This window comes from Streptomyces sp. NPDC088350 (assembly GCF_044753545.1).
Classification (GTDB): Bacteria; Actinomycetota; Actinomycetes; order Streptomycetales; family Streptomycetaceae; genus Streptomyces.
Genome location: NZ_JBIVNL010000001.1, coordinates 948,152 through 974,039 on the forward strand (window position 1 = coordinate 948,152; position 25,888 = coordinate 974,039).

Genomic DNA, 25,888 nt, shown 5'->3' on the forward strand with positions numbered 1-25,888 from the left:
TCACACAATCACACGCAGTGCACGGCGTACGCCTGTGAACGTCACGCTCGTACGCAGTCCGAGGTGGTCGCCGTCCATCTGGAGGGGCAACGGGACCTTCGAATGCAAGGTGAACTCACTCAGGTCGTGCAGAGCCGCAGCGTGCCTGCCGTGGGGTCCACGCTCGGGGGACGAAGTGAGCAACTGGGTGCCATACCGGGCAACCGCGGCGCTGGACAGACGGGTGAGACCGAGTACGTCGAGTCCTTTATCGAACGACGCCTTAGGTGACGTGTACATCGGGCGATTGCCCAGGTAAGTCCAGGGGGTCGTGTTCGAGACTATGGCCAGTACGAGATCGGTGACCGGGTCCTCGCCGGGCTGCTCCAGGGTGATCGTCCCGTGTCTGCGGTGCTGCTCACCGAGGAACTGCCGGACCACCTGGCGCACGTAGAGCGCGTGCGTGGACTTCTTGCCCTGCTCACGCTGCTGTTCGACCCGCCCGACCACCCCCGCGTCGAATCCGAGCCCCGCGTTGAAGGTGAACCAGCGGGACGGCACGGCCTCGTCCTCGGTGCCGGGCGTCCCGGAGGTCAGCCCGAGGCCGACCGTGCGCTCGCGGCCCTCGCGCAGGGCGTCCAGGATGGCGCCGGTGGCCTCCACGGCGTCGTTGGGCAGGCCCAGGGCGCGGGCGAAGACGTTGGTGGAGCCGCCGGGGACCACGGCGAGGCCGGGGAGGCGCTCCGGGTCGGGGCCGGTGTGCAGCAGGCCGTTGACCACCTCGTTGACGGTGCCGTCGCCGCCGAGGGCCACGACCAGGTCGACGTTCCCGCTCTCCACGGCCTGCCGGCCCAGGTCGCGGGCGTGGCCTCGGTACTCCGTGGTGACCGCCTCGAGTTTCATCTCGCTGGCGAGCGCGTGGAGCAGGACGTCGCGCGTACGTGCGCTTGTGGTGGTTGCCGCCGGATTGACCACGAGAAGTGCACGCATGAGTTGCAGCGTACCTACTGGGGGGTACTCGTCCCATACCGAGGTAGGCGTTGGGTAAGAGGAGACGGCGTGAGCCTGAACACCTGGGGCCCTTTCCCGAGGGCTACCCTTCTGGGGTGAGCGCTGAGCAGACCCCCGCCCCGGAGACCGACGGCCCCGACGGACCCCGTCCGCGCCGCCTGACCTACGCGGCGCTCCTCGTCGCGCTGGAGGGTCTGGCCCCGGCCGTCGCCGGGGTGTGGATGCTCGTCCTGGGTCTCACCGGCGAGCCGGACGACCGGCAGCAGGCCGTGACCGGTGGCGTGACCCTGGCGGTGCTCGCGCTGCTGCCGCTGCTCGCCGCGCGCGGGCTGCTCGGCCGGCGCGGCTGGAGCCGGGGCCCGGCCGTCATCACCCAGGTCATGGCGCTGCCCTTGGCCTACAACCTGCTCCAGGCCGACAGCGTGGCCATCCCGGCCGGTATCGCCCTCGCGGTGGTCGCGATCGCCTCGCTGGTGCTGCTGGTGAACCCGGCGACGACACAGGCCCTCGGAATCCGAGGGCCCGGTCGTACCGAGGAGCCGAAGAGCTGACCTCGGCGGAGGCCTATTCCTCGACGAGGAGCCTCTCCCGCAGCTGGGCCAGTGTCCGGGCCAGCAGCCGGGACACGTGCATCTGCGAGATGCCGACCTCCTGCGCGATCTGCGACTGCGTCATGTTGCCGAAGAACCGGAGCAGCAGAATCCGCTTCTCCCGGGGCGGCAGGTCCTCCAGGAGCGGCTTGAGCGACTCCCGGTACTCGACGCCCTCCAGAGCCTCGTCGTAGGCGCCCAGCGTGTCCGCGACCGCCGGGGACTCGTCGTCCGTGTCGGGGACGTCCAGGGACAGCGTGGAGTAGGCATTCGCCGACTCCAGGCCCTCCAGGACCTCCTCCTCGGAGATGCCCAGCTTCTCGGCCAGCTCGTGGACCGTGGGGGAACGGCCGTGCCGCTGCGAGAGCTCCGCCGTCGCCGTGGTCAGCGAGAGGCGCAGCTCCTGGAGCCTGCGCGGGACGCGCACCGCCCAGCCCTTGTCGCGGAAGTGCCGCTTGATCTCGCCGACGACCGTCGGGGTCGCGTACGTCGAGAACTCGACGCCGCGCTCCGGGTCGAAGCGGTCGACCGACTTGATCAGGCCGATGGTGGCGACCTGGGTCAGGTCGTCCAGCGGCTCGCCGCGGTTGCGGAAGCGGCGCGCGAGGTGCTCGACGAGCGGCAGGTGCATACGGACCAGCCGGTTGCGCAGCTCCGCGTACTCGACGCTGCCGTCCTTGAGGGTGCGCAGCTCGATGAAGAGGGCGCGCGCTCCGCTGCGGTCCTCGTGCCGCGTGCTGTGCACGCTCGGTGTGCTCTGCACGCTGTCCTCGGCGTTTCGCTCGTGCTCGCTCATCGTCCCGCCCGTCGCCCTTCCCCGAGCTGTCGCCTCCTCCCCCGCGCTCGACCCAGCCTGAGCGGAGGGACCCCCGGGTGCGGGGGAGACCCCACCAATACGCACAGCACCGTCCTGCTCACGTTGACCGTCGTCCGTCAAACCGGCCTCCGAGGGTTCTTCCTCCGGGTGCGGCCGGGCCTGTTCCGGGATTCCGCCGCGCGGCACGAGGGGGCTGCCGTCCGCCGTGAGGCGGGATGTGCCCGGGCCGCCCTCGGCCGGCGGCTCCCGTGTGCCGCGCTCTTCGTCCCGCACCGGCCCGTCCCCGTTCCTCACGCCGGCCCGGGTCCCGCGCCGCGCTGTTTGTAGAGGCTGATCGAAACGGTTTTGTCCTCGTCGACCGCCGATGAGACCTTGCCCGCCAGGGCCGAGAGCACGGTCCAGGCGAAGGTGTCGCGCGAGGGGGCGTGACCGTCCGTCGTCGGGGCGGAGACGGTGACTTCGAGCGAGTCGTCCACGAGGCGGAAGACACAGCTGAGCACCGAGCCCGGCACGGCCTGCTGGAGCAGGATCGCGCAGGCCTCGTCCACCGCGATGCGGAGGTCCTCGATCTCGTCGAGGGTGAAGTCCAAACGGGCCGCGAGGCCGGCCGTGGCCGTACGCAGCACCGACAGGTAGGCACCCGCAGCCGGCAGCCGGACTTCCACGAAGTCCTGGGTCGCGGGCTCGCCTGCGATCTGGGACACCCTCACCTCCAAGGTGGTACAAGCTCTTTCGGGGGCCCAGGGGTCGCCCCCCGGGGTAACGCGATACTTGGTTCAGCGGTGACGCTACCGCGCTCCGAACTTTTCTGTCCCCGGGACCCCAACCCCACGCTGTCACTCATAGTAAACCTACGGATACGCTCCGTGGCTAGGGGTCCTGCGGGCCCAATTGGGAAGAGCGCGCGCCGGGTTGACGTACCCAGACGTCAGACGGTCGAACCGTCGAAACCGGCGGTCGGATTACGGCGTCACAGGAGGACGTGGTCGACGAAGCACCAGCGCCAGCTCTCCCCGGGCTCGAACGTCCGCATCACCGGATGCCCGGAGTCCTTGTGATGTGCTGTGGCGTGGCGGGCGGGCGAGGAGTCGCAGCAGGCGACATGGCCGCAGAAGAGACACAGTCGCAACTGCACCGGGTGGGTGCCGGCCGCCAGACACTCAAGACAGGTCTCGCTCTGCGGCCCCGGCTCCGGGAGCGGCAGCGCGTCGGCGTGCGTGCACTGTTTCATGATTGCCAGATTACGACGGCTGTGCGGTTGGCCGCGCGGAAAAACGAGGGCGGGCGAGGACGATGGACGTGATGCCACTGCTGTTGCTGGTGGCGGGAAGCGCGGTGGTGGCCGCCGCGGCCCGGCGCACCCCGGTACCGGCACCGCTGCTCCTGGTCGCGGTCGGGCTGGTCGTCTCGTACGTCCCCGGGGTGCCCGACTACACCCTCGACCCGGAGGTCGTGCTGCCGCTGCTGCTGCCCCCGCTGCTGTACACCTCGGCCACCGACAGCTCGTACCTCGACCTGCGGGCCCAAGTGCGGCCCGTGGCACTGCTGTCGGTCGGCTACGTGCTCTTCGCCACGTTCGTCGTCGGCTGGGCCGCGTACCTGATCGTGCCGGGGCTGCCGCTGACCGCGGCGCTGGTGCTGGGCGCGGTGGTGGCGCCGCCGGACGCGGTCGCGGCGACGGCGGTGGCCCGCCGGGTCGGACTGCCCTCGCGGATCACGACGATCCTCCAGGGCGAGTCCCTGCTGAACGACGCGACCGCGATCACCGCCTACAAGGTGGCCCTCGCGGCGGCGGTCGGCGAGGGCGCCACCTGGGCCGGCGGTATCTGGGAGTTCCTGCTCGCGGCCGTCGGCGGTGTCGGCGTCGGCCTGATCATGATGGTGCCGATCCACTGGCTGCGCACGCACCTCAAGGAGGCGCTCCTGCAGAACACGCTCTCCCTGCTGATCCCGTTCGTCGCCTACGCGGTCGCCGAGCAGGTGCACGCCTCCGGGGTGCTCGCCGTCGTGGTCGTGGCGTTGTATCTGGGCCACCGCGCGTGGGAGGTCGATTTCGCGACCCGTCTCCAGGAGGAGGCGGTGTGGAAGATGGTCGCCTTCGTCCTGGAGTCGGCGGTGTTCGCGCTGATCGGGCTGCAACTGCCGGTGGTCCTCAAGGGACTTGGCGAGTACCGGGGCCTGGACGCCGCCTGGTACGCGATCGCGGTCTTCCTGGTGGTCGTCGTGACCCGGTTCGTGTGGGTGTACCCGGCGGCCTTCCTGCCCCGCATGCTCTCGGCGCGGATCAGGGAACGCGAGGACAACCCCACCTGGAAGGGGGCGATGACCACCGCGTGGGCCGGCATGAGAGGCGTGGTCTCGCTCGCCATCGCCTTCTCGATCCCGCTCACCGTGCACGGCGGCGGCGCCTTCCCGCAGCGCAACCTCATCCTGTTCCTGACCTTCACGACGGTCATCGGGACCCTGGTGGTGCAGGGGCTGAGCCTGCCCCCGATCATCCGGCTGCTGAGATTCCCCGGGCGCGACCAGCAGGCCGAGACGCTCGCGGAGGCCAACGCCCAGGCGCAGGCGTCCCGAGTCGCCGAAAAACGCCTGGAGGCCCTCCTGGAGGACGAACGCAACGCCCTGCCCCCTCCGCTCGCCGACCGCCTCCACGAGGTCCTGGAGCGCCGCCGCAACGCCGTCTGGGAGCGCCTGGGCGCCACCAACCCCGTCACCGGCGAGACCGTCGACGACACCTACCGCCGCCTGTCCCGCGAGATGATCAGCGCCGAACGCTCGATGTTCGTCCGCCTGCGCGACGGCCGCTACATCGACGACGAGATGCTCCGCACCCTGCTGCGCAGGCTGGACCTGGAGGAGGCGGCGGCCTATCGGGAGGCGGCCTAGCGATCGTCGGGGCCCGGCGTCCTACGGGAACGGCCGCCCGGTGACGATCGCTCCAACCGTGCTCCCGCGCGGGAACGCGCCCTCGTCGGCCAGCGCGACAAGTCCGTAGAGCAACTTGGCGACATAGAGACGCTCGACGGGCAGTCCGTGCCGGTCCTCGAAGTCCTGGGCGAAGGCGTCGAGTTCGGTCGGCACGCGCGCGTAGCCCCCGAAATGGAAGCGGTCGTCGAGTGACCAGTCGCCCCGTCGGCCACCGAAAGTGTGCCGTTGCAGGCTCTCTATGTCGGCGGTCAGGAAGCCGCCCTTGAGGACCGGTATCCCCAAGGCGCGCTGGTCGGGGGCGAGTCCGGCGGCCAGTCCGGCCAGCGTGCCGCCGGTCCCGCAGGCGAGGGCGACGACATCGACGTCGGCACGCGCGCGCAGTTCCTCACCCAGGGCCCGGCAGCCGCGTACGGCAAGGGAGTTGCTGCCGCCCTCGGGGACGACGTACGCGTCCTCCGCGTCCACCGCGCGCAGGAGGCCGGCCAGCGTCTCCGGTTCCGTCTTGCGCCGGTAGGTCGACCTGTCGACGAAGTGGAGGCGCATCCCGTCGGCCGCGCACCGGGCCAGCGACGGATTGAGCGGGCGGTCCGCCAGCTCCTGGCCGCGGACCACACCGACCGTGCGCAGACCCAGGAGGCGGCCCGCGGCGGCGGTGGCGCGCAGGTGGTTGGAGTAGGCGCCGCCGAACGTGACGACCGTACGTCCGGCCGCCGCCGTGAGGTTCGGCGCGAGCTTGCGCCACTTGTTGCCGATCAGGTCCGGGTGGATCAGGTCGTCCCGCTTCAGCAGCAGCCGGATGCCGTGCCGGCCGAAACGCCCGTCCGCGATCTCCTGCACCGGCGAGGGGAGCCGGGGCCGCAGGGCGGCGAGGTCGGGGCTGGTCACGGCACCATTGTCACCCAGGTCGCCGGTGTCACCCGGGGGTCACTTCAGCCGGTCGCGGACCCGCTCGCGCAGCCAGTCCATCGTGAACCCGCGCGGGTCCACCTTTCCGGGCTGCCACTCCAGGTGGCCGATCACCGACCGCTCCGACCAGCCGTGGTGGCGGCAGAGCGCCGCGCAGACCTTCTCGATCGTCTCCAACTGGGCCTCGGGCCAGGGGTCCTCGCCGTCGCCGAGGTTCTCGCACTCGAAGCCGTAGAAGTGCCGGTTGCCGTCGGTGTTGGCCTCGTTGTCGTGCGGCAGCGCCTTCTCGGCGATCACCGCGCGCAGGACGTCGTCGTCGCCGAGGCCCGCGTGGTTGGCGCGGCCGTAGCCGACCAGGTGGAGGGTGCCGTCCTTGGTGATGACGCCGTGGCACAGCGGGCCGGGCAGGTCGGGGCGGCCCTCGCGGCACAGCTCCACCGTGCCCGCGCTGCCCTTGGTGACCGTGTGGTGGATCATCACGCCGTGGACGGGGCCCCACGGGCCCTTGTGGTTGCGGTTGTGGTGCTCCCAGTCGCCGACCTCGACGACGGTGACGCCCTCCGCTCGCAGGCCGGCCAGGAAACCGCCCGCGGACATGGGTGAGGCCATGAACGCCTCCTTCGCACTGTGCGACGGCCGACGTGCACGGCCGCCTGTTATCGCTGCTTGTACCGAAAAAATCCAGTACGTACGACTTGTTCGTACGGCGTGCGAGCCGATCCGGACAACGGAGGCACCGGCAGCCACTCGAACAGCATTCGACCCAAATGGCCCCCGTGCCCAGCTGTTGAAGATCCATTCCCGCTCTTTCGGGTAATAGCATCTGCACGCTCCGTGAGGAAGGCTGGTGCGCGAGAACGATGCCGGGCGCACCCGTGCCCGGCATGAATGGGGAGGGCATTTCTCTATGTCGGTAGGCGAAGAGGTCCGCGCGGAGCAGAACAAGCCGCAGCAGAGCCTTGGCACGGCGGCTGCGCGGAACCTGGCCACCACCACGAAGTCCGCGCCGCAGATGCAGGAGATCAGCTCGCGCTGGCTGCTGCGCACACTGCCGTGGGTGAACGTGCAGGGTGGTACATACCGGGTGAACCGACGACTGAGTTACTCGGTCGGCGACGGCCGGGTGACATTCGTGAAGACCGGCGACCGCGTCGAGGTCATCCCCGCGGAGCTGGGCGAGCTGCCCGCGCTGCGGGACTACGAGGACGAGGAGGTGCTCTCGGAGCTGGCCACCCGTTGCCGGCAGCGCGAGTTCGCCCCGGGGGAGGCGATCGCGTCGTTCGGCAGCCAGGCCGACGAGGTGTACCTGCTGGCGCACGGCAGGGTGGAGAAGATCGGCACGGGCCCCTACGGCGACGACACGGTCCTCGGAGTCCTCGCCGACGGCGCCTACTTCGGCGACCAGGGCCTGCTCGACCCGGCCGCCATCTGGGAGTACACGGCCCGCGCGGACACCGCCTGCACGGTGCTCGTACTGGCCCGCGGGGACGTCGAGATGGTCGCGGAGCGCGCCGACAGCCTCCGCGAACACCTCACGCAGCTGCGTGCGATCCCCGAGCAGCGCACCAACAAGTACGGCGAGAAGGCCATCGACCTCGCCGCGGGCCACTCCGGCGAGCCGGACATCCCGCACACCTTCGTCGACTACGACGCCCGGCCGCGCGAGTACGAACTGAGCGTCGCCCAGACCGTCCTGCGCATCCACTCGCGCGTGGCCGACCTCTACAACCAGCCGATGAACCAGACGGAGCAGCAACTGAGGCTCACCGTCGAGGCGTTGAAGGAGCGCCAGGAGCACGAGCTGGTCAACAACCGCGAGTTCGGCCTGCTCAACAACTGTGAGTACGACCAGCGGCTCCAGCCCCACGACGGGGTGCCCAGCCCCGACGACATGGACGAGCTGCTCAGCAGGCGGCGCGGCACCAAGCTGTTCCTCGCCCACCCGCGCGCGATCTCCGCGTTCGGCCGCGAGCTGAACAAGCGCGGACTGGTCCCGGAGTCCATCGACGTCGGTGGCAACCGCATCCCGACCTGGCGAGGCGTGCCGATCTACCCGTGCAACAAGATCCCGGTCAGCGACCGGCGCACGACCTCGATCATCGCCATGCGTACCGGCGAGGCCGACCAGGGCGTCATCGGCCTCCAGCAGGCCGGCATCCCGGACGAGATCGAGCCGAGCCTGTCGGTGCGCTTCATGGGCATCAACGAACAGGCGATCATCAAATACCTGGTGACGGCCTACTACTCGGCGGCGGTCCTGGTGCCGGACGCCCTCGGCGTCCTGGAGAACGTCGAGATCGGCCGCTGGAGGTGACGTTTCAGCAGCTGGACGCGGTGTCCCCGCCCGTCAGGGCGGGTACACCCCGGTCACATGTGCTCAGCCGCAGCGGAAACGCCGCCGTCCGCGGACTCTCCGAGGGGGACCCCATGGCCGAGTTCGGGACGGAGACGAAACAGCCCGCCGACGGGACGCGGGCGCTCGACGGGACACCGTCGGCGCCGCCGTCCGACGGGCACGAGGCGGTGGTGATCCTGGAGGGGGCCCGGACGACCGTCGACCCCGAGCTGCGTTCGGCGATCGACTCGCTGCCCGGCTCGATGCGCCGGATCGCGCTGTACCACTTCGGGTGGGAGCACGCGGACGGCACACCGGCGGCGGGCAACGCCGGCAAGGCGATCCGCCCCGCCCTCGTCCTCGCCGCCGCCGCCGCGCTCGGCGGCGAGCGGGCCCGGGCGGGCGCGCTGCGAGCCGCGGCGGCGGTCGAGCTGGTCCACAACTTCACGCTGCTGCACGACGACGTGATGGACCGGGACACCACCCGCCGGCACCGGCCCACCGCGTGGACCGTGTTCGGCGACGCCGACGCGATCCTCGCCGGGGACACCCTCCAGGCGCTGGCCCTGCGGCTGCTCGCAGAGGACCCGCACCCGGCGTCCTCGGCCGCGGCGGCCCGGCTCGCGGACTGCGTCGTCGAGCTCTGCGAGGGCCAGCACGCGGACACCGCCATGGAGGGTGTCGGCCCCGGCGAGGTCACCCTCGACGAGGTGCTCACCATGGCCGAGGCCAAGACCGGGGCGCTGCTCGGCTGCGCCTGCGCCGTGGGCGCGCTGTACGCGGGGGCGTCCGCCGAGGACGTCGAGGCGCTGGACGCGTTCGGCCGCCAGGCCGGGCTCGCCTTCCAGCTGATCGACGACGTCATCGGCATATGGGGCGACCCCCGCCACACCGGCAAACCGGCCGGCGCCGATCTCGCCGTCCGCAAGAAGTCCCTGCCCGTGGTCGCCGCGCTCACCTCGGGCACACCGGCGGCCGCGGAACTCGCGGAGCTGTACGGAATGCCGTACGAGGAGGGGGAGTTGGAGCGCACCGCGCTCGCCGTCGAACGGGCGGGCGGCCGGGACTGGGCGCAGGCCCAGGCGGCCGACCACATGGCACGGGCCGTGCAGGAGCTGGCCCGGGCGATTCCGGACCCGCAGGACGCGGGCGGACTGCTCGCGCTGGCCGAGTTCGTGACCCGGCGCAGCAGTTGACGACTCCGGAGCCCTCGGGAGCGGTGCGGCCCTGACTCCGCACGGCCACCGGGGCTCCGGACCGGCGGGTCCCGCGCATCCCCACGGTGCGCGGGGCCCGCCCCCTGCGCCGAAATCCGGATAGGCTCAACACCCGTACGGAATACGACTGTTGAGACGTTGGGGGCGGGACATGGGCGTGGCGATACGGGCGGCGGGCGAGGGCGACCGGGAGGTGGTCGTGCGACTGCTGGACGAGGCGTTCCAGGACGATCCGGTGAGCGGCTGGATCTTCCCCGAGGCCGAGTACCGCCGCGCGACCCACCACAAGCTGATGGGCGCCTTCGCCGACGCCGTGTTCGCCGACGGCCGCATCGACCTCGCCGAGGACGGCGCGGGGTGCGCGCTGTGGCTGTCGGTACCGGCCCAGGCGCACCCGGAGAGCGGTGAGGACGACGCCGTACAACTGCGGGAGGCGGTCGACCCCGACAACGAGCGGGTCGAGACGATCGCCCGGCTCATGGAGGAGGGGCATCCCACCGGCCGCGCCCACGAGTACCTGTGGATGATCGCCGTGGCACCCGGCCGCCAGGGCGAGGGCCTCGGCGCCGCGCTCATCCGGCACGTCCTGGACCGCTGCGACCGCGAGGGCCTGTCCGCGTACCTGGAGGCGAGCAGCGAACGCAGCACGAAGCTGTACGAGCGGCTCGGCTACGCGTTCACCGACCGCACCCTCGACCTCCCGGGCGGCCCGCAGATGTATCCGATGTGGCGCGAGCCCCGCGCGGCTCTACGCTGAGGACATGGGCAGCGAACAGCACACCTGTCCCGCCTGCGGACGGCCCGTGGCCACCGTCGTCCGGCGGTACAAGACGCTCGGCGCATGGGTACCGAAGTGGGTGGCGGGCCCGTGCCGGAACCCCGAGTGCGAGGACTACGTCCGCCGGGGCGCCGAGCCGGACGAACCGGGGCCGCGAACCCCGCCCGACCCGAAGTCGTAGCGTGACCCCATGCCCGAACACGAACCCACCGCCCCGATCCTCCACATCACCGAACGCGCCCTCTGGGACGCGGCCCGCGAGCGCGGCGCGTTCGAGTGGTCGACCCGTGGCCGCACCCTCCAGGAGGAGGGCTTCATCCACTGCTCGACCCGCGCCCAACTCCCGCGCGTGGCAGCCTTTTTGTACGGTTCCTACGACGGCCCCGACGACCTGGTGGTCCTGGTCGTGGACCCGGGACGGCTCACGGCACCGCTGAAGTACGAGGCGCCGAAGCCGGGCGGGGAGGAGTTCCCGCACGTGTACGGGCCGATTCCGGTGGACGCGGTCGTGGGGGTCGAGGTGTGGGCGGGGTGAGCCGTCAGGCGCGGGCGGGCAGCCCGCCGGTCTCCGGGTCGCGGCCCGTCAGGCAGTACGTGCCGCCCGCCGGGTCGCGCATCACCGTCCAGTGCCTGCCGTGGGAGACGACGGCCGCGCCGAGCCGCTCGTGCCGGGTCGTGGTCGCGCCGATGTCGGCGCAGGCCAGGTCCAGGTGGGCGGAGGCGGGGCGTTCCTCGCCGAGGCGTTGCAGCAGGATGCGGATCGGCAGGCCGGCCGGGGGCTTGAGCACATGGAACTCGGGGAGCGCGCCCGACAGCGACGCCCAGTCGGGCAACAGGGCGCTCCAGAAGGCGACTTCGGCGTCGTAGGAGCCGGGTCCGATGTCGAGGGACACCTGGTCGAGGCGGGTGCCGGCCACGACGGGCGGTCGTACGGACTCGCCGTGCCAGGGGACGGCGCAGAACAACTGCCCGGCGGGGGACCGGAGTACGGCCCAGCCGTCGTGCTCGGCGACGGTGTCCGCGCCCAGCCGCAGCGCGGACTCCGCGAACGCCGGCACGTCCTCGACCGAGAAGTCGAGATGAGCACCGCCCGGGCCGGATCCGACGCCCTGCATCTTCACGCAGGCGTCCGTCCCCTCCTCCGGCAGCAGGGTGACGAACTCGCCCCGCTCACCGCGCGGTTGGGACAGCCGGGTGTCCGTGACGGCCGTCCAGAAGGCGCGGGCGGGGTCGAGGAGCGCGAGGGGGCGGTCGACGAAGGCATAGGTCCAGCGGAGGCCGGCGGGGGTGCTCATGGCGTGATCGTAAGCCGGGGCACGCGACCCGCCCCCGCCGCGCTCAGTCCCCGCTCCGCTCCATGAACCGCAGCATGTTCCCGGCCGGATCGCGGAACGCGCAGTCGCGGACACCGTAGGGCTGGTCCGTCGGCTCCTGGACCACCTCGGCGCCGGACTCCTGGACGCGGGCGTAGAGGGCGTCGCAGTCGGCGGTGGTGAAGTTGACCCCGCGCAGGGTGCCCTTGGCGAGCAGTTCGGCCATGGCCTGCTTGTCGGCGGGCGAGGCGTCCGGGTTCGCGGCCGGCGGCTCCAGGACGATCTCCACGTCCGGCTGCAACGGCGACCCCACGGTCACCCACCGCATGCCCTCGAAACCGACGTCGTTACGGATTTCCAGCTCCAGGACGTCGCAGTAGAAGGCGAGCGCCTTGTCGTGGTCGTCGACGGCGATGAAGCACTGGCGGAGTTTGAGATCCATGGACGACAGGCTAGGGGCGCAGCGGCGGTCCCGCCCGGTTCGGCCGGGTAAAGGTGCGGGCCACACAGGACGGGATGACCGCACCGGCCTCGTGGGAACGGGCGCGGTACGCGCTCGGGGTCTCCCCGACCAGTTCGGTGAAACGGGAGCTGAAGGAACCGAGGGACGTACAGCCGACGGCCATGCACACCTCGGTCACACTGAGGTCGCCGCGCCGCAGCAGCGCCTTGGCCCGCTCGATCCGCCGGGTCATGAGATAGCTGTACGGCGTCTCCCCGTACGCGGCGCGGAAGCTCCGCTGGAAGTGGCCCGGCGACATCAGCGCGGTCCGCGCGACCGAGGCGATGTCGAGCGGCTCGGCGTACTCGCGGTTCATCCGGTCACGGGCCTGGCGCAGCCGTACGAGGTCGTCGCGGTTCACGTCGTCCAGGATGGCACGGGTGCCGGTGGGTCGGTGCCGGAGGTCCGGGATACCGTCGCTGACGTGAGGAACGACGAAGGGGTCCCGCCGGTGAACCGGCGGGACCCCTTCCCCATGCCCGCTGACCTGCGATGGTGCACCGATCGCCGGTCGGGATGGGCCGACTGGGTGTCAGGCCTTCTTGGTCTCCCAGAAGATCTTGTCGATCTGGGCGATGTAGTCGAGCGCCTTCTGGCCCGTCGCCGGGTCGGTGGACGCCTTGGCGGCCGAGAGGGCCTTCAGGGTGTCGTTGACCAGCTGGTGCAGCTCCGGGTACTTCTCGAAGTGCGGGGGCTTGAAGTAGTCGCTCCAGAGCACCGAGACGTGGTGCTTCGCGAGCTCGGCGCGCTGCTCCTTGATGACGATGGCGCGCGCCTGGAAGTGCGGGTCGTCGTTGGCGGCCATCTTGTCCTGCACGGCCTTCACCGACTCCGCCTCGATGCGGGCCTGGGCCGGGTCGTACACACCGCAGGGCAGGTCGCAGTGCGCGCTGACCTTCACCTTGGGGGCAAACAGGCGGGAAAGCATGGAGCGTTCCTTCCTCGTGATCGTCTTCTCAGGTGGGACATTACTCCCTGGAGAAGTTGATTTCGCGAGTGCCCCCATGGGCTTAGGACAAAAGTCCGGGGTCGGACTCAGACTGGTGGAGGATAGGACCGGGGAGGTGCCGGGGATGCCGGAGCTGTCGCAGGAGACCGAGCGGGGGAGGGCCGTACTGCCCTTCGGGACGGCGGAGGTGACCGGGCCGTCGATGGTGCCGACACTGCTGCACGGGGATCTGCTCGTGGTGCAGTACGGGGCGCGGGTCAGGCCCGGGGACGTCGTCGTGCTGCGGCATCCGTTCCAGCAGGACCTGCTGGTGGTCAAGCGGGCCGCGGAGCGCCGGGACGGGGGGTGGTGGGTGCTCGGGGACAACGCGTTCGCCGGTGGTGACAGCACCGACTACGGCGCTGTTCCCGAGGATCTGGTACTGGGCAGGGTGCGTTTTCGCTACCGGCCGCCGAAGGCCGGTCAGCGGTCGCCGTTCGCGCTCGTCCGCTGGGCGCTCTCGGCCGCGAGGCCCGTCTTGTCCGACCGGTCGGCCTCCAGGCGCTTCCGGGCCCGGTAGGCCGCCACGTTGGCGCGGGTCGCGCAGCGGTCCGAGCAGTAGCGCCGGGAGCGGTTCGTCGAGGTGTCCAGGTAGGCGTTGCGGCACGGCGCGGCCTCGCACAGGCCGAGGCGGTCGACGCCGTACTCGGTGAGGTGGAAGGCCAGGCCCATGGCCGCGATCGCCGCGTAGCCGGCCGTCGCGTTCGACGGGTGGTCCGCGAGGTGCATGTGCCACAGCGGGCGGCCGTCCTCGTTGCGGTGGTGGTGCCCGGAGATCTGCGGGCTCACCGGGAACTCCAGGAGCAGTGAGTTCAGCAGGTTCACGGAGAGGGTCTCGTCGCCGCCGTCGGCCGCCTCGAAGACCGCCCGCAGCCGCGCCCGGACCGAACGGAAGCGGGTGACGTCGGCGTCGGCGGCACGGCGGGCCGCCTCCTTGTTGGTGCCGAACAGGTCCCGCACGGCCTCGACCGAGGTCAGGGCGTCCTTGCCCCGCGCCGGTTCCTCGGTGTTGACGAGGCGTACGGCGTAGTCCGAGTAATAGGCCAGTTCCACTTGTAGTCCTTACGGAGGGGCTCTATGGTCGTGGATGCGGTCGGGTAACAGCTGATCGTGCTTCCAGGGTATTACGACGGCGAGTGGACAGGGGGTCCTCATGACGACCGGTGTCGGAACCGACTGGCAGGCCTGGCAGGAGAGCTGGGACCGGCAGCAGGAGTGGTACATGCCCGACCGGGAGGACCGCTTCCGGATCATGCTCGACATGGTCGAGGCCCTCACCGGCCCCGCACCCCGCGTGCTCGACCTCGCCTGCGGCACCGGCAGCATCACGGCCAGGCTGCTGGCCCGCTTCCCGAACGCCACCAGTACCGGCGTCGACCTCGATCCCGCCCTCCTCGCCATCGCCCGCGGCACCTTCCAGGGCGACCAGCGGGTCTCCTTCGTCACGGCCGACCTCAAGGACCCGGAGTGGACGACGAGGCTGCCGTACGACTCGTACGACGCCGTCCTGACCGCCACGGCCCTCCACTGGCTGCACAGTGAACCCCTCGCGGCCCTCTACGGTCAGGTCGCGGGACTCGTCCGCGACGGCGGTGTCTTCATGAACGCGGACCACATGATCGACGAGTCGACGCCCAGGATCAACGCGGCGGAGCGCGCGCAGCGGCACGCGCAGATGGACCGGGCCAAGCGGGACGGGGCCCTCGACTGGGCCGAGTGGTGGCAGCTCGCCGCCCAGGACCCGGTCCTCGCCGAACCCACGGCCCGTCGCTACGAGATCTACGGCGACCACGCCGACGGCGACATGCCCTCCGCCGCGTGGCACGCGCGCGTGCTGCGCGAGAAGGGGTTCGGGGAGGCGCGGGCGGTGTGGTGCTCGCCGTCGGACACGTTGTTGCTCGCGCTGAAGTAGGCCTTCGCCGAAGGAGGTTGGGGCGGTACGAGGATCTCGTACCGCCCCTTCGTCCTGCGTACCGCTACGCCGACTCGCGTACCGCTAGAGCACCTTGGACAAGAACCCCTGCGTCCGCTCGTGCTGAGGGTTCGTCAGGACGTCGCGCGGGTGGCCGGATTCGACCACCACGCCGCCGTCCATGAAGACGAGGCTGTCGCCGACCTCGCGGGCGAAGCCCATCTCGTGGGTGACGACGATCATCGTCATGCCGGACTCGGCGAGGTCGCGCATGACGTCGAGGACGTCGCCGACCAGCTCCGGGTCGAGGGCCGACGTCGGCTCGTCGAACAGCATCAGCTTCGGGTCCATCGCCAACGCCCGGGCGATCGCGACCCGTTGCTGCTGGCCGCCGGAGAGCTGCGAGGGGTAGTTCTGCGCCTTGTCGGCCAGCCCCACCCGCTCCAGGAGCTGCATCGCACGGTCCCTGGCCTCGCCCTTGGCGGTGCGCCTGACCTGCACGGGCGCCTCGATGATGTTCTCGACGGCCGTCATGTGCGGGAACAGGTTGAAGCGCTGGAAGACCATGCCGATGTCCCGGCGCTTCAACGCCACTTCGCGGTCGCGCAACTCGTAGAGCTTGTCGCCCTGTTGGCGGTAGCCGACGAGTTCGCCGTCGACGGACAGGCGGCCGGCGTTGATCTTCTCCAGGTGGTTGATGCACCGCAGGAAGGTCGACTTGCCGGAGCCGGAGGGGCCGATGAGGCAGAACACCTCGCCGGACTTCACCTCCAGGTCGATGCCCTTGAGGACCTCGACCGGGCCGAACGACTTGTGGACGCCCTCGGACTTGACCATCGGGACCGACGGATCGGTCGCAGTGGAGTCGGTCTTGGTGAGCTTGTCGGTCATGCCGCGGCTCCCTTCGGACGGCCGATGGACAGCACGTTCGCCCGGATCTTCTGAAGGGGCGTCGGCGGCAGCGCACGGCTGGAACCGCGGGCGTAGTACCGCTCGATGTAGTACTGCCCGACGCTCAGGACGGACGTCATGATCAGGTACCAGGCGGCGGCGAGGAAGTACATCTCCACCGGGGCACCGGAGTTCTGGCCGATGTCCTGGGCGTACCGGAAGAGTTCTGGATACTGGACGGCCGCCACGAGCGAGGTCGTCTTCAGCATGTTGATCACTTCGTTGCCCGTGGGCGGCACGATCACCCGCATCGCCTGCGGGATCACGATCCGGCGCAGCGTCTTGGCGTGGCTCATGCCCAGTGCGTGCGAGGCCTCGGTCTGGCCCTCGTCGACGGCGAGCAGGCCGGCGCGGCAGATCTCCGCCATGTACGCGGCCTCGTTGAGGCCGAGGCCCAGCAGCGCCGTCAGCAGCGGCGTCATGAAGTCCGACCAGTAGTTCTTGTAGATCGGACCGAGGTTGATGTACTCGAAGACCAGGCCCAGGTTGAACCAGAGGAACAGCTGGACCAGGACCGGGGTGCCGCGGAAGAACCAGATGTAGAACCACGCGATCGACGAGGTCACCGGGTTCTTCGACAGCCGCATGACCGCGAGGCCGATGCCGCCGGCGATGCCGATCAGCATCGACAGGACCGTCAGCAGGAGGGTTTTGTAGACGCCGGTCAGGATCCGGTGGTCGAAGAAGTAGTCCGGTACGGCATGCCAGTTGATCTTGCCCTGGCCGAACGCGTAGACGATCGAGACCAGGATGCCGATCGCGATGACGGCGGAGACGTAGCGCCCGTAGTGCCGGACCGGAATGGCCTTGATGGCCTCCGGACCGGCCGGGGGCGTGTCCACCGGCCCCGCCGTCTTGTCGATGTCAGAAGTCACGGATGTTGCCTCTCAGCGACAGCGGATCCGCGGTCACTTGCCGCCGTTGATGACCGACGACTTGACCGCGCCGTCCTCGGCGCCCCACTTCGTCAGGATCTTCTGGTACTCACCGCTCTTGATCACGGCGTCCATCGCGGCCTGGAGCGCGTCCCGCAGCTGGGTGTTGCTCTTGGCGACCGCGATACCGTACGGCGCCGCCTCGACCTGGGCGCCGACCAGCTGGAAGTCCTTGCCGCCGCCGGAGGTCTTCACCGCGTAGGCGGCGACCGGGAAGTCGGAGGAGGCCGCGTCCGCGCCACCGGAGCGCAGGCGGGTCTGGGACTGCTGGTCGTCGTCGAAGGGCTCGATGGTGATCTTCTTGCCGCCCGTGCACTTCTTCGACTCGGACTTGGCGAGGTCCTCGGAGACCGTGCCGCGCTCGACGGCGAGCTTCTTGCCGCACAGGTCGGCCCACGAGGCGATGTTCTCGGTCTGGCCCTTGCGCGTGTAGATCGAGACACCGGCGGTCAGGTAGTCGACGAAGTCGACGCCCTCGCCGACCTTCTTGCCGGTGTCGGGGTCGACGCCGTTCTGGCGGTTCTTGTTGTCCGTCATCGCGGACATGGCGATGTCGTAGCGGTTGGAGCGCAGGCCGGTGAGCAGGCCGTCGAACGTGCCGTTCTCGAACTCGAACTTCACGCCGAGCTGCTTGCCCATCGCGGCGGCGAGGTCGGGGTCGAGACCGACGACGTTGCCGGAGTTGTCCTTGAACTCGACCGGCGCGTACGCGATGTCCGAGCCGACCTTGACGACCCCGGCGCTGCGGATCGAGGCGGGCAGCTTGGAGGCCAGCGGCGCGGAGCTGGTGGACGCGCTGCTGGAGGACTTGTCCTTCTTGGTCTGGTCACCGCAGCCGGTGAGCAGCAGGGCGCCCGCGACCGCGATCGCACCGACCGCTGTGAGCCGGGTGTGCGCGGCGGTCGTACGACGGGTGAAGCTTGCGGTCATGGTGGGTTCCTCCGGCGGATGGGTGGCGGTGCCGACGGGTCGACGAGAACACACACCTTCGGGTGTCGCGACCTCGTGTGATTAGGGCATCTTGCCATTCGGACTGAACCAATCAGGGGACTCTCCATGTCAAAATCGGATAACGGGTCACCCCCGAATCGCATCAGGTCGGTACATCAGGACGGCCCGACCGCGGACCATCTGCTGGAATCACTCCTTCCGGCCGGAAGATCTTCGGCATGTCTCACCATGTGATCGATCATCGTTCCGCCCTCGGCCGACGAGATGTGACCTTGCGCCTATTGGACTCGTCCTCGGTGCCGTCCGTCCGGTAAGAAGGTTCTTTACACCCCTCATCCGGGGCTCAGGGCGCGTGTGCGGCGCGCCCGTCGCGCAGGTGCTCGTACGCATCAACTCTCTGGGCCCTGCGCGGTGCCCGCCCACCCCTCACCAGGGAGTGGCCACCCTCAAATCAATGAAGACCTAAGGGGTAAGACAAAGTGGCAGCGGAGATCGTCAATCCTCGCAGCGACAGCAGTACGGATCAGGACGGCGGGGCCGAGCCCCTCGATTCCTTCGATCCGGCGTTCGCGCTGCACCGCGGCGGCAAGATGGCCGTGCAGGCCACCGTGCCGATCCGCGACAAGGACGACCTGTCCCTCGCGTACACACCCGGCGTCGCACGCGTGTGCACCGCGATCGCGGAGCAGCCGGAACTCGTCCACGACTACACCTGGAAGTCGTCCGTCGTCGCCGTGGTGACCGACGGTACGGCCGTGCTCGGACTCGGGGACATCGGTCCCGAGGCCTCCCTCCCGGTCATGGAGGGCAAGGCGATCCTGTTCAAGCAGTTCGGCGGCGTGGACGCGGTGCCGATCGCGCTGGCCTGCACCGGCGTCGACGAGATCATCGAGACCGTGGTGCGGCTCGCGCCCTCCTTCGGAGGCGTCAACCTGGAGGACATCTCGGCGCCGCGCTGCTTCGAGATCGAGCGCAGGCTCCAGGAGCGGCTCGACATCCCGGTCTTCCACGACGACCAGCACGGTACGGCGATCGTGACGCTGGCCGCGCTGCGGAACGCGGCGAAGCTGACCGGGCGGGAGCTGGGCGACCTGCGGGCGGTTATCTCCGGTGCCGGTGCGGCCGGGGTGGCCATCGCCAAGTTCCTGCTGGAGGCGGGGCTCGGGGATGTCGCCGTCGCCGACCGCAAGGGCGTTGTCTCGCGCGACCGGGACGACCTCACGCCGGTCAAGCGGGAACTGGCCGAGCTGACCAACAAGGCGGGCCTCTCGGGGACGCTGGAAGCGGCGCTGGAAGGTGCCGACGTCTTCATCGGCGTCTCCGGGGGTACGGTGCCGGAGGCTGCGGTGGCCTCGATGGCGGAGGGTGCGTTCGTCTTCGCGATGGCCAACCCGGATCCCGAGGTGCACCCCGATGTGGCGCACAAGTACGCGGCGGTCGTCGCCACGGGGCGGTCCGACTTCCCGAACCAGATCAACAACGTGCTGGCGTTCCCGGGCATCTTCGCCGGCGCGCTCCAGGTGCGGGCTTCTCGGATCACCGAGGGGATGAAGATCGCGGCGGCGGAGGCGTTGGCCGGTGTCGTCGGCGACGATCTCGCTGCGGACTATGTCATTCCGTCGCCGTTCGATGAGCGGGTCGCGCCTGCGGTCACCGCGGCTGTGGCTGCGGCGGCGCGGGCGGAGGGTGTTGCCCGACGGTGACCCCGATGGCCCCGTCCGCGTTCGGGCGGGGCCATTTCTTTGCCCACCCGCCCGCCCGTTCGGGTGACTTGGAGGGTGGGCGTGTGCCGTGGGTGGCTTGTGTTCTTCGGCGGCCTGCGGGCCGTGGAAGCTGAATCTCTCCCACCCGCCCGCCCGTGACGGGTGTCTTGGAGGGTGGGCGTATCCCGTGGGGGCGGGGATCGTTCGGCGGCTGCGGGTTGCGGGTTGCGGGTTGCGGGTTGCGGGTTGCGGGTTGCGGGTTGCGGGCTGCGGGCTGCGGGCTGCGGGCTGTGGGCTGTGGACCGTGGGCTGCGGACCGTGGGCATCGGGCATCGGGCATCGGGCATTGGGCCGCGGACATCTGGCCGTGGACATCGGACATCGGACCGCAGGCTGCGGACCGTGGACATCGGGCGTCGGGCCGCGCACATCGGACCGCGCGGCTTGGCGGCGCCGGTCGGCGATCTCAGCCCGTCCGGCGTTTGAGGACGAGGCCGTTCAGGCCGACAACGGGGGGCTGGGGCGCGGCCCCCAGAGGGCGCCGGCTCAAACACCCCGCACCCAATCGCAAGAGGGCATGTGTCACACCGCGAGGTAGTTCCCCGCGCCACCGGCGGAGCCTATCGTCAAGGTCATGTTCGCCGTCTACGCCGCCCGAATCGACCGCGACCAGCCGCTCTCCGGCCTTGAGTTGGGGGAGCGTCCCGCCCCCGAGGCCCGGCCGGGCTGGAGCACCATCGATGTCAGGGCCGCCTCCCTCAACCACCATGACCTGTGGTCCCTGCGCGGCGTGGGCCTCGCCGAGGACAAGCTGCCGATGATCCTCGGCTGCGACGCCGCCGGCGTCGACGCGGACGGCAACGAGGTCGTCCTGCACTCCGTCATCGGCCAGACCGGTCACGGCGTCGGCCCCAGGGAACCCCGTTCCATCCTCACCGAGCACTACCAGGGCACCTTCGCCGAGCAGGTCGCCGTACCGACGTGGAACGTGCTGCCCAAGCCGAAGGAGCTGTCCTTCGCGGAGGCGGCCTGTCTGCCCACGGCCTGGCTGACGGCATACCGCATGCTCTTCACCAACTCCGGTGTACGGCCCGGTGATTCGGTGCTCGTACAGGGTGCCGGCGGCGGTGTCGCCACGGCCGCGATCGTGCTCGCGAAGGCGGCCGGGCTGCGGGTCTTCGCGACCAGCCGGGACGAGGCCAAGCGGAAGCGGGCGCTGGAGTTGGGAGCCCTGGAAGCGGTGGAGCCGGGGGCGCGGCTGCCGCAGCGGGTGGACGCCGTCATCGAGACCGTCGGTGCCGCGACCTGGTCCCACTCGGTCAAGTCACTCAAGCCCGGCGGCACTCTCGTCATCTCCGGCGCCACGAGCGGCGACCGCCCCTCGCACGCCGAACTGACCCGCATCTTCTTCCTCGAACTCAAGGTCGTCGGCTCGACCATGGGCACCAAGGACGAGCTGGAGGACCTGCTCGCCTTCTGCGCCGCGACGGGTGTCCGCCCGGTCATCGACGAGGTCCTGCCGATGGACCGGGCCCGCGAGGGCTTCGAACGGCTCGACTCCGGCGACCAGTTCGGCAAGATCGTGCTCACGAACGGCTGACGCTTCCCGATGGTTCTCCTCTGCGGCCGGTCCGGGTTTCCGGGCCGGCCGCAGACGTATGACCTATGCCGACGTACCGGTACCACTCGTCAACTTTGGTTGACATGCGAGTCGTGTCAACGTAGGTTGACGCCATGACCGAAGCAACGGATCTCGCCGAGCGCGCGGGTGACCGTGACCCCCGGATCGGCCTGCGTGCCGTGTCCGCGCTGCGCAAGCTCGTGGAGCAGCTGGAGGCGGTGCAGGTGCGCAGTGCGCGCAACCAGGGCTGGTCGTGGCAGGAGATCGCCGCGGAACTCGGTGTCAGCAGGCAGGCCGTGCACAAGAAGTACGGGAGGCAGTGATGTTCGAACGGTTCACGAAAGACGCCCGGGCCGTGGTGCGGGGCGCGGTGGAGCACTGCGAGCGGTCGGGGTCCCGTGCCGTCGACGCCGAACACCTGCTGCTGGCCCTCCTCGACCGCCGGGGCAGCCGGGCCTCCTTCGCCCTCACCGCCCTCGGCCTCGCCCCCGAGGAACGCCAGGAGTCCGTACGACGGGCTCTGGGCGAGGCGCGCCGCCGGGCCGGGCTCTCCCAGTCCGAGGCCGACGCTCTCGCCGGGCTCGGGATCGACGTCTCGGAGATCGTCGCCCGCGTCGAGGAGGTGCACGGGGTCGGGGCGATGTCCGGCGACCGCAAGGACAAGGAGTGGTGGTCGGGCCGCCGTACCTTCGGCCGGGGCGCCAAGGACGTCCTGGAGAAGGCCCTGCGCATCGCCGTCGCCCACCACGACCGGCACATCGGCGACGAGCACTTCCTCCTCGCCCTGACCGTCCTCCCCGGCGTGCCGGGTGAGGTGCTCGCCGACCACGGGGTGACACACGAGGCGGCGACGCGGGTGCTGTACGGCGGGGGAGAGGCGAAGGCGGGCTGAGGAGCGGGGCAGGAGCCGGGAAGGGTGGGGGAGTGCGGGGCGCCTGGGTCGGGTGTCCCGGCGCCCCTGTCTCGGTGCCCCTGCCGCGGTGTGACGGCTCAGGCCGTGCGGCCGCCGCGCAGCACCGCCCCGATGTGTGCCGCCGCCTCCGACAAGTGGCGCCGGGTGTCGCGGAGTTGGTCCTCGGTGACGCCCTGGTCGCGGGCCGCGTCGCGGATGTCGTCCCGGAAGCGGTCGAGGAGGCGGTCCAGGTCGCGGGCCGGGTCGCCGGTGGAGTCCTCGTGGGCCCAGGCCGGTTCGTACTCGGCGGGGAAGTCCTCCGGGGTCCGGCCGTACTCGGGCGTCGATGCCCCGGGTGTCGCTGTCGGGGCCGGCTTGCCGGTACTCGGCCGTCCCCCGAACCCGAAGTCCTTGCCGAACTCCTTCCCGAAGTCGCCGAACTCCTTGGCCAGTTCGGTCAGGCTCTCCCGCACCCCCGTGGGCCAGTCGCCGCGTGCGAAGTGGTCCTGGGCGTGCTCCTGGACCTGGCGGCCGATGCGCTGCATCTCCTCCTGGGCCTGCGCCCACGCGCGAGCCTGTGCCTCCTTGGCCTGGCGGCGGGCCTGCTGGGCCTCCTCGCGGGCCCGGCGGCTCTCGTCCTTGGCGCGCCGGGCCTGTTCCTTCCACTCCTGCTTGGCGCGGCGCATCTCCTCCTTGGCGGCGCGCCACGACTCCTTGTCGCCGAAGTCCGTGAAGTCCCCGGCGGGGGCATCGTGTTCGCCCGGCCGACCGCGCCCGGTCCTCGCTCCCTGCCGGGCCTCGGAGGCCGCCGCGCGCATCTCGCGCCGCAGGTCGCCCGCCGCGCCGCGGACGTCGGCCCGGATCTCGGCGGCCAGTTCGGCGACCGACTCGCGGATCTCCAGCTCCAGGTCGGCCAACTCGCCGCTGCGGTCGGCCAGTTCGGCGCGGCCGGCGTCCGTGATGGAGTACACCTTGCGGCCGCCCTCGGTGGTGTGGGTGACCAGGCCCTCGGCCTCCAGCTTGGAAAGGCGCGGGTAGACCGTGCCCGCCGACGGTGCGTACAGCCCCTGGAAGCGCTCCTCCAGGAGGCGGATGACCTCGTAGCCGTGTCGGGGGGCCTCGTCCAGCAGCTTCAGCAGGTAGAGGCGGAGGCGGCCGTGGGCGAAGACGGGAGGCATGTCAGAGCACCTTCTTGTCGGTCGTGCCGTCGGCCGCGGCGGTGCCGGAGGCATCGTCCGGGCCGGAAACGGAATTGTCCCCCGAGTCGCCCTGAGCCCCGTCCACGGGGGCATCGGTCACATCGTCCGCGGTCGCCTGTCCGCTGCCCTGTCCACCGCCCTGGACGGTGTCCTGGAAGGTCTCCTTCGCGTCCGCCTCCCACGGCCCGTCCTCGTCCTCCGTCGCCGGGCGGCGCAGGAGGGCGATCGAGCCGGAGACGGTCGTGGCCCGCAGCTTTCCGGTGCCCGCGCCCAGCCGGCCGGTGATCTTGTGGGCACCCCACTGGCCGTGGACCCGCAGCCCGTCGAAGGCGTTGGAGATCGAACCGCTCGCCGTGTTCGCCTCGATGTCCGCGTCCGCCGGATGCGGCAGCCGGATGGCGATCTCGCCCGAGACATTGGTCAGCCGGACGTCGGTCGGGCCGTCCGGGTCGAGGTCCACGATCATGGAGCCGCTCACCGAGTCGGCGCGCACGGACGGTCCCGAGCCCTCGACGACGGTGAGGTCGCCGGAGACGGAGTGGAAGCGGAGGTCGCCGGTGACGGCCTGGGCCTCCAGGCTTCCCGAGACGGTCTCGGCGCGGACCGCGCCGGAGAGGCTGACGAGGGTCGTGTCGCCCGTGACACCCCGCACCACCGAGGTCCCGCTGATCCCGGAGACGACGGCGGCGGCGCCGACCACCCCGACCTCGACCCGGGTGCTCGCCGGAACGGCGAGGGAGACCACCGCGCTGCGCCGCCAGCCCTTGCGGTCGAGCCACTTGAGGAAGCCCTTCCAGGGCAGGTCCTCGTACGCCACCGTCAGCGTGCCGTTCTCCTGGGTCACCACCAGGGGCGGCCCGTCGATCTCGGAGACTTCGAGGCGGGCGGAACCCTCGTCCGTCCCCACGACGTTCACCGTTCCGTTGACGATGCGCACATGGAGATCGCTCACGGGCTCGTCGAACGTGAGCTTGCTGGGCTCTGCGACGGACCACTCGGACATGATGCAGACCTCCTCGGCCGAACCGGACAGGGCACGACGCGCCATATCGCGTCTCCCGAGAAACACGATATATCGTGGATGCGGAAAGTCAAGGCACTCGTTCCGGTGGTCGTGAATCGATCGCTCATCGCCGCACGGCCGACAAAAGTCGACAAATTGCCCTAGCGTGTGACCATGTCGACGGAGAAGTCCCAGGCCGGACGTCGGACCGGTGCCACCCCGGGCGCCCTGCTGCTGTGCCGGGCGGACCCCGAGTCCGTCGCCCAGGCGGCACATCCGCTCCGCGAACGCATGCTGCTGACCCGCGCGGGCGACGACTGGAGTGTGCTCGTCCCCGAGGGCAAGCCCTGGCTGCGCGGTGAGGAGCCGGTGGACCGCGTCCTCACCGGCTGGGCCACCGCCCTCGCCGTCGGCGCCCCCTGGCCCGTACTCGCCCTGTGGTGGGACGCCGACCGCGCGGGCTACACCCTGGCCTCGGGGTTCCGCCGCCCCGTCGGCTACGTCTGGCTCACCGACGGCACCCCCGCCGGCGAGGACGAGGCCATGCGCACCTTCGCCGCCCGCCTGGGCCTGGACCCCGTACTGGATCTGCAGTCCCTCGACCACCTCACGAAACCGGACCCCGAGGCCGACGCCCGCACCCGCCTGCGCGGCCTCCTGGCGATCCTCACGCGCGCGGGAGTGTCACTCCCCATCGGCCTCACCCCGGGCGAACCCGCCGACCGCCTCCGGGAGATCGCCCGCGTCCAGCCCGACGCCCGGCAGGTCGAGTGGTCGGGCTGGCGCGAGACGGTCCGCGCGGAACTCGACGCCGTCGACCGCAGCGGCCTGGGCCCCTGGATGCCCTGGTCCGGCACCCCCAGGGCACGCGCCCTGGCCCTGGCCCAGGTGGCGGCGGGGCTCCCGCTCACGGCCTGGGGCCTACGACGCCGTAGCGGAGGCTGGGTCGTCGCGGGGGCGCTGTTCCTGGTCCACGGGGCACTGGGTCTCGCCTACGACCTCGCGCGCCCTCGGGACTGACGCCGGGGCGCGACCGGACGTCGTAGGGACTGCTACTCGTCGTCCTCGTCGTCGTCCAGCCGGGCCAGCCAGGTCGCCAGGCGCTCGACCGGGACCTCGAAGTCCGGGTTCAGGTCGACGAAGGTGCGCAACTGCTCGGCCAGCCACTCGAAGGTGACCTCTTCCTCGCCGCGCCGCTTCTCCAGTTCCTCGATGCCACGGTCCGTGAAGTACATGGGTCAAGGATAAGTGCGCGCAAACGGCCGGGGGGCCCCCCCCCCGGGGGGGGGGGGGGCCCCCCCCCCGCCGGGGGGGGGGGGGGGGGCCCCCGGCAACCCCCAACCACAAAAGCTAA

31 protein-coding genes are annotated in these 25,888 nt (G+C 70.7%); 14 read left to right on the forward strand and 17 right to left on the reverse strand.

Going from position 1 to position 25,888, the window contains the following annotated elements; translation table 11 throughout:
• Entirely contained in the window at positions 1-969 is a 969-nt protein-coding gene (locus ACIQBL_RS04375; protein ID WP_401936602.1) for a diacylglycerol/lipid kinase family protein, read from the reverse strand.
• Positions 970-1,085: 116 nt separating this feature from the next.
• Between ACIQBL_RS04375 and ACIQBL_RS04380 the strand changes: the two genes are divergently transcribed.
• The gene (locus ACIQBL_RS04380) at positions 1,086-1,541 is read left to right on the forward strand and encodes a hypothetical protein (protein ID WP_401936604.1); all 456 of its coding nucleotides are present in this window, start codon (positions 1,086-1,088) and stop codon (positions 1,539-1,541) included.
• Positions 1,542-1,554: 13 nt separating this feature from the next.
• On the opposite strand, the gene ACIQBL_RS04385 is transcribed toward ACIQBL_RS04380, so the two are convergent.
• The 3 genes from ACIQBL_RS04385 to ACIQBL_RS04395 form a co-directional block, all read right to left on the reverse strand.
• Positions 1,555-2,670: an RNA polymerase sigma factor SigF gene (locus ACIQBL_RS04385; RefSeq protein ID WP_401936606.1), complete on the reverse strand. Its 1,116-nt coding sequence runs from the start codon at positions 2,668-2,670 to the stop codon at positions 1,555-1,557.
• Positions 2,671-2,687: 17 nt separating this feature from the next.
• Positions 2,688-3,101: an anti-sigma regulatory factor gene (locus ACIQBL_RS04390; RefSeq protein ID WP_004925829.1), complete on the reverse strand. Its 414-nt coding sequence runs from the start codon at positions 3,099-3,101 to the stop codon at positions 2,688-2,690.
• A gap of 266 nt (positions 3,102-3,367) precedes the next feature.
• On the reverse strand, positions 3,368-3,628 hold the full coding sequence (locus tag ACIQBL_RS04395) for a UBP-type zinc finger domain-containing protein (protein ID WP_266772430.1): 261 nt from the start codon (positions 3,626-3,628) through the stop codon (positions 3,368-3,370).
• 62 nt (positions 3,629-3,690) lie between these two features.
• Between ACIQBL_RS04395 and ACIQBL_RS04400 the strand changes: the two genes are divergently transcribed.
• Positions 3,691-5,286, forward strand: coding sequence for a Na+/H+ antiporter (locus ACIQBL_RS04400; RefSeq protein ID WP_401936610.1), 1,596 nt, complete (start codon positions 3,691-3,693; stop codon positions 5,284-5,286).
• A 21-nt stretch (positions 5,287-5,307) separates the two neighbouring features.
• Here the strand turns inward: ACIQBL_RS04400 and ACIQBL_RS04405 are convergent, their stop codons facing one another.
• Both ACIQBL_RS04405 and ACIQBL_RS04410 read right to left on the reverse strand, forming a co-directional pair.
• Positions 5,308-6,213, reverse strand: a complete 906-nt coding sequence (locus ACIQBL_RS04405) for a 1-aminocyclopropane-1-carboxylate deaminase/D-cysteine desulfhydrase (protein ID WP_401936613.1) — start codon at positions 6,211-6,213, stop codon at positions 5,308-5,310.
• A gap of 39 nt (positions 6,214-6,252) precedes the next feature.
• Positions 6,253-6,843, reverse strand: a complete 591-nt coding sequence (locus ACIQBL_RS04410) for an N-acetylmuramoyl-L-alanine amidase (RefSeq protein ID WP_401936615.1) — start codon at positions 6,841-6,843, stop codon at positions 6,253-6,255.
• A gap of 298 nt (positions 6,844-7,141) precedes the next feature.
• On the opposite strand from ACIQBL_RS04410, the gene ACIQBL_RS04415 reads away from it, so the two are divergent.
• The 5 genes from ACIQBL_RS04415 (at position 7,142) to ACIQBL_RS04435 (ending at position 11,099) form a co-directional block, all read left to right on the forward strand.
• Complete coding sequence (locus ACIQBL_RS04415; RefSeq protein WP_401936617.1) at positions 7,142-8,548, forward strand: family 2B encapsulin nanocompartment shell protein; 1,407 nt, start codon at positions 7,142-7,144, stop codon at positions 8,546-8,548.
• A gap of 113 nt (positions 8,549-8,661) precedes the next feature.
• On the forward strand, positions 8,662-9,765 hold the full coding sequence (locus ACIQBL_RS04420; RefSeq protein ID WP_401936620.1) for a family 2 encapsulin nanocompartment cargo protein polyprenyl transferase: 1,104 nt from the start codon (positions 8,662-8,664) through the stop codon (positions 9,763-9,765).
• A 172-nt stretch (positions 9,766-9,937) separates the two neighbouring features.
• On the forward strand, positions 9,938-10,543 hold the full coding sequence (locus ACIQBL_RS04425; RefSeq protein ID WP_401936623.1) for a GNAT family N-acetyltransferase: 606 nt from the start codon (positions 9,938-9,940) through the stop codon (positions 10,541-10,543).
• 4 nt (positions 10,544-10,547) lie between these two features.
• Positions 10,548-10,745, forward strand: a complete 198-nt coding sequence (locus ACIQBL_RS04430; RefSeq protein ID WP_401936625.1) for a hypothetical protein — start codon at positions 10,548-10,550, stop codon at positions 10,743-10,745.
• A gap of 9 nt (positions 10,746-10,754) precedes the next feature.
• Positions 10,755-11,099 carry a DUF952 domain-containing protein gene (locus tag ACIQBL_RS04435; RefSeq protein WP_401936628.1) on the forward strand — a complete coding sequence of 115 codons (345 nt, stop codon included), beginning with the start codon at positions 10,755-10,757 and terminating at the stop codon, positions 11,097-11,099.
• Between the two features lie 4 nt (positions 11,100-11,103).
• Here ACIQBL_RS04435 and ACIQBL_RS04440 read toward each other — a convergent pair whose 3' ends face one another.
• From ACIQBL_RS04440 to sodN, 4 genes are all read right to left on the reverse strand, one after another.
• Positions 11,104-11,859, reverse strand: a complete 756-nt coding sequence (locus ACIQBL_RS04440) for a VOC family protein (protein ID WP_401936631.1) — start codon at positions 11,857-11,859, stop codon at positions 11,104-11,106.
• A gap of 43 nt (positions 11,860-11,902) precedes the next feature.
• On the reverse strand, positions 11,903-12,319 hold the full coding sequence (locus ACIQBL_RS04445; RefSeq protein ID WP_043674377.1) for a VOC family protein: 417 nt from the start codon (positions 12,317-12,319) through the stop codon (positions 11,903-11,905).
• A gap of 10 nt (positions 12,320-12,329) precedes the next feature.
• On the reverse strand, positions 12,330-12,740 hold the full coding sequence (locus tag ACIQBL_RS04450; RefSeq protein ID WP_401936633.1) for a helix-turn-helix transcriptional regulator: 411 nt from the start codon (positions 12,738-12,740) through the stop codon (positions 12,330-12,332).
• A 171-nt stretch (positions 12,741-12,911) separates the two neighbouring features.
• Positions 12,912-13,307: a superoxide dismutase, Ni gene (gene sodN / locus ACIQBL_RS04455; RefSeq protein WP_019058247.1), complete on the reverse strand. Its 396-nt coding sequence runs from the start codon at positions 13,305-13,307 to the stop codon at positions 12,912-12,914.
• 145 nt (positions 13,308-13,452) lie between these two features.
• Here sodN and sodX point away from each other — a divergent pair, with 145 nt between their 5' ends.
• On the forward strand, positions 13,453-13,887 hold the full coding sequence (gene sodX / locus ACIQBL_RS04460) for a nickel-type superoxide dismutase maturation protease (protein ID WP_401936637.1): 435 nt from the start codon (positions 13,453-13,455) through the stop codon (positions 13,885-13,887).
• Here the strand turns inward: sodX and ACIQBL_RS04465 are convergent.
• On the reverse strand, positions 13,791-14,420 hold the full coding sequence (locus tag ACIQBL_RS04465; RefSeq protein ID WP_401936640.1) for a CGNR zinc finger domain-containing protein: 630 nt from the start codon (positions 14,418-14,420) through the stop codon (positions 13,791-13,793). The genes sodX and ACIQBL_RS04465 overlap by 97 nt on opposite strands.
• Positions 14,421-14,520: 100 nt before the next feature.
• Here ACIQBL_RS04465 and ACIQBL_RS04470 point away from each other — a divergent pair, with 100 nt between their 5' ends.
• Complete coding sequence (locus ACIQBL_RS04470; protein WP_401936643.1) at positions 14,521-15,279, forward strand: class I SAM-dependent methyltransferase; 759 nt, start codon at positions 14,521-14,523, stop codon at positions 15,277-15,279.
• Positions 15,280-15,363: 84 nt separating this feature from the next.
• Here ACIQBL_RS04470 and ACIQBL_RS04475 read toward each other — a convergent pair whose 3' ends face one another.
• The 3 genes from ACIQBL_RS04475 to ACIQBL_RS04485 are packed head-to-tail and all read right to left on the reverse strand — an operon-like array spanning position 15,364 to position 18,095.
• Positions 15,364-16,116, reverse strand: coding sequence for an amino acid ABC transporter ATP-binding protein (locus tag ACIQBL_RS04475; RefSeq protein WP_401937047.1), 753 nt, complete (start codon positions 16,114-16,116; stop codon positions 15,364-15,366).
• A 50-nt stretch (positions 16,117-16,166) separates the two neighbouring features.
• Complete coding sequence (locus tag ACIQBL_RS04480) at positions 16,167-17,105, reverse strand: amino acid ABC transporter permease (protein ID WP_401936645.1); 939 nt, start codon at positions 17,103-17,105, stop codon at positions 16,167-16,169.
• Between the two features lie 33 nt (positions 17,106-17,138).
• Positions 17,139-18,095 (reverse strand): ABC transporter substrate-binding protein, encoded by a 957-nt coding sequence (locus ACIQBL_RS04485; protein ID WP_401936648.1) that lies wholly within the window; start codon positions 18,093-18,095, stop codon positions 17,139-17,141.
• Between the two features lie 500 nt (positions 18,096-18,595).
• On the opposite strand from ACIQBL_RS04485, the gene ACIQBL_RS04490 reads away from it, so the two are divergent.
• From ACIQBL_RS04490 to ACIQBL_RS04505, 4 genes are all read left to right on the forward strand, one after another.
• Positions 18,596-19,819 carry an NADP-dependent malic enzyme gene (locus ACIQBL_RS04490; protein ID WP_401936651.1) on the forward strand — a complete coding sequence of 408 codons (1,224 nt, stop codon included), beginning with the start codon at positions 18,596-18,598 and terminating at the stop codon, positions 19,817-19,819.
• Positions 19,820-20,453: 634 nt separating this feature from the next.
• The gene (locus ACIQBL_RS04495) at positions 20,454-21,419 is read left to right on the forward strand and encodes a zinc-binding dehydrogenase (protein WP_401936653.1); all 966 of its coding nucleotides are present in this window, start codon (positions 20,454-20,456) and stop codon (positions 21,417-21,419) included.
• A gap of 134 nt (positions 21,420-21,553) precedes the next feature.
• Positions 21,554-21,763 (forward strand): helix-turn-helix domain-containing protein, encoded by a 210-nt coding sequence (locus ACIQBL_RS04500; protein ID WP_363100453.1) that lies wholly within the window; start codon positions 21,554-21,556, stop codon positions 21,761-21,763.
• On the forward strand, positions 21,763-22,332 hold the full coding sequence (locus ACIQBL_RS04505; protein WP_401936656.1) for a Clp protease N-terminal domain-containing protein: 570 nt from the start codon (positions 21,763-21,765) through the stop codon (positions 22,330-22,332). The genes ACIQBL_RS04500 and ACIQBL_RS04505 overlap by 1 nt, the downstream gene beginning before the upstream one ends.
• A gap of 98 nt (positions 22,333-22,430) precedes the next feature.
• Here ACIQBL_RS04505 and ACIQBL_RS04510 read toward each other — a convergent pair whose 3' ends face one another.
• Positions 22,431-23,510: a helix-turn-helix transcriptional regulator gene (locus tag ACIQBL_RS04510; RefSeq protein ID WP_401936659.1), complete on the reverse strand. Its 1,080-nt coding sequence runs from the start codon at positions 23,508-23,510 to the stop codon at positions 22,431-22,433.
• A 1-nt stretch (position 23,511) separates the two neighbouring features.
• A complete protein-coding gene (locus ACIQBL_RS04515; protein ID WP_401937050.1) occupies positions 23,512-24,534 on the reverse strand; it encodes a DUF4097 family beta strand repeat-containing protein in 1,023 nt (340 codons plus the stop codon).
• A 174-nt stretch (positions 24,535-24,708) separates the two neighbouring features.
• Here ACIQBL_RS04515 and ACIQBL_RS04520 point away from each other — a divergent pair, with 174 nt between their 5' ends.
• Positions 24,709-25,554, forward strand: a complete 846-nt coding sequence (locus ACIQBL_RS04520; RefSeq protein WP_401936660.1) for a hypothetical protein — start codon at positions 24,709-24,711, stop codon at positions 25,552-25,554.
• A gap of 32 nt (positions 25,555-25,586) precedes the next feature.
• On the opposite strand, the gene ACIQBL_RS04525 is transcribed toward ACIQBL_RS04520, so the two are convergent.
• Positions 25,587-25,769, reverse strand: a complete 183-nt coding sequence (locus ACIQBL_RS04525) for a DUF6104 family protein (protein WP_019058231.1) — start codon at positions 25,767-25,769, stop codon at positions 25,587-25,589.
• Positions 25,770-25,888: the final 119 nt, after the last annotated feature.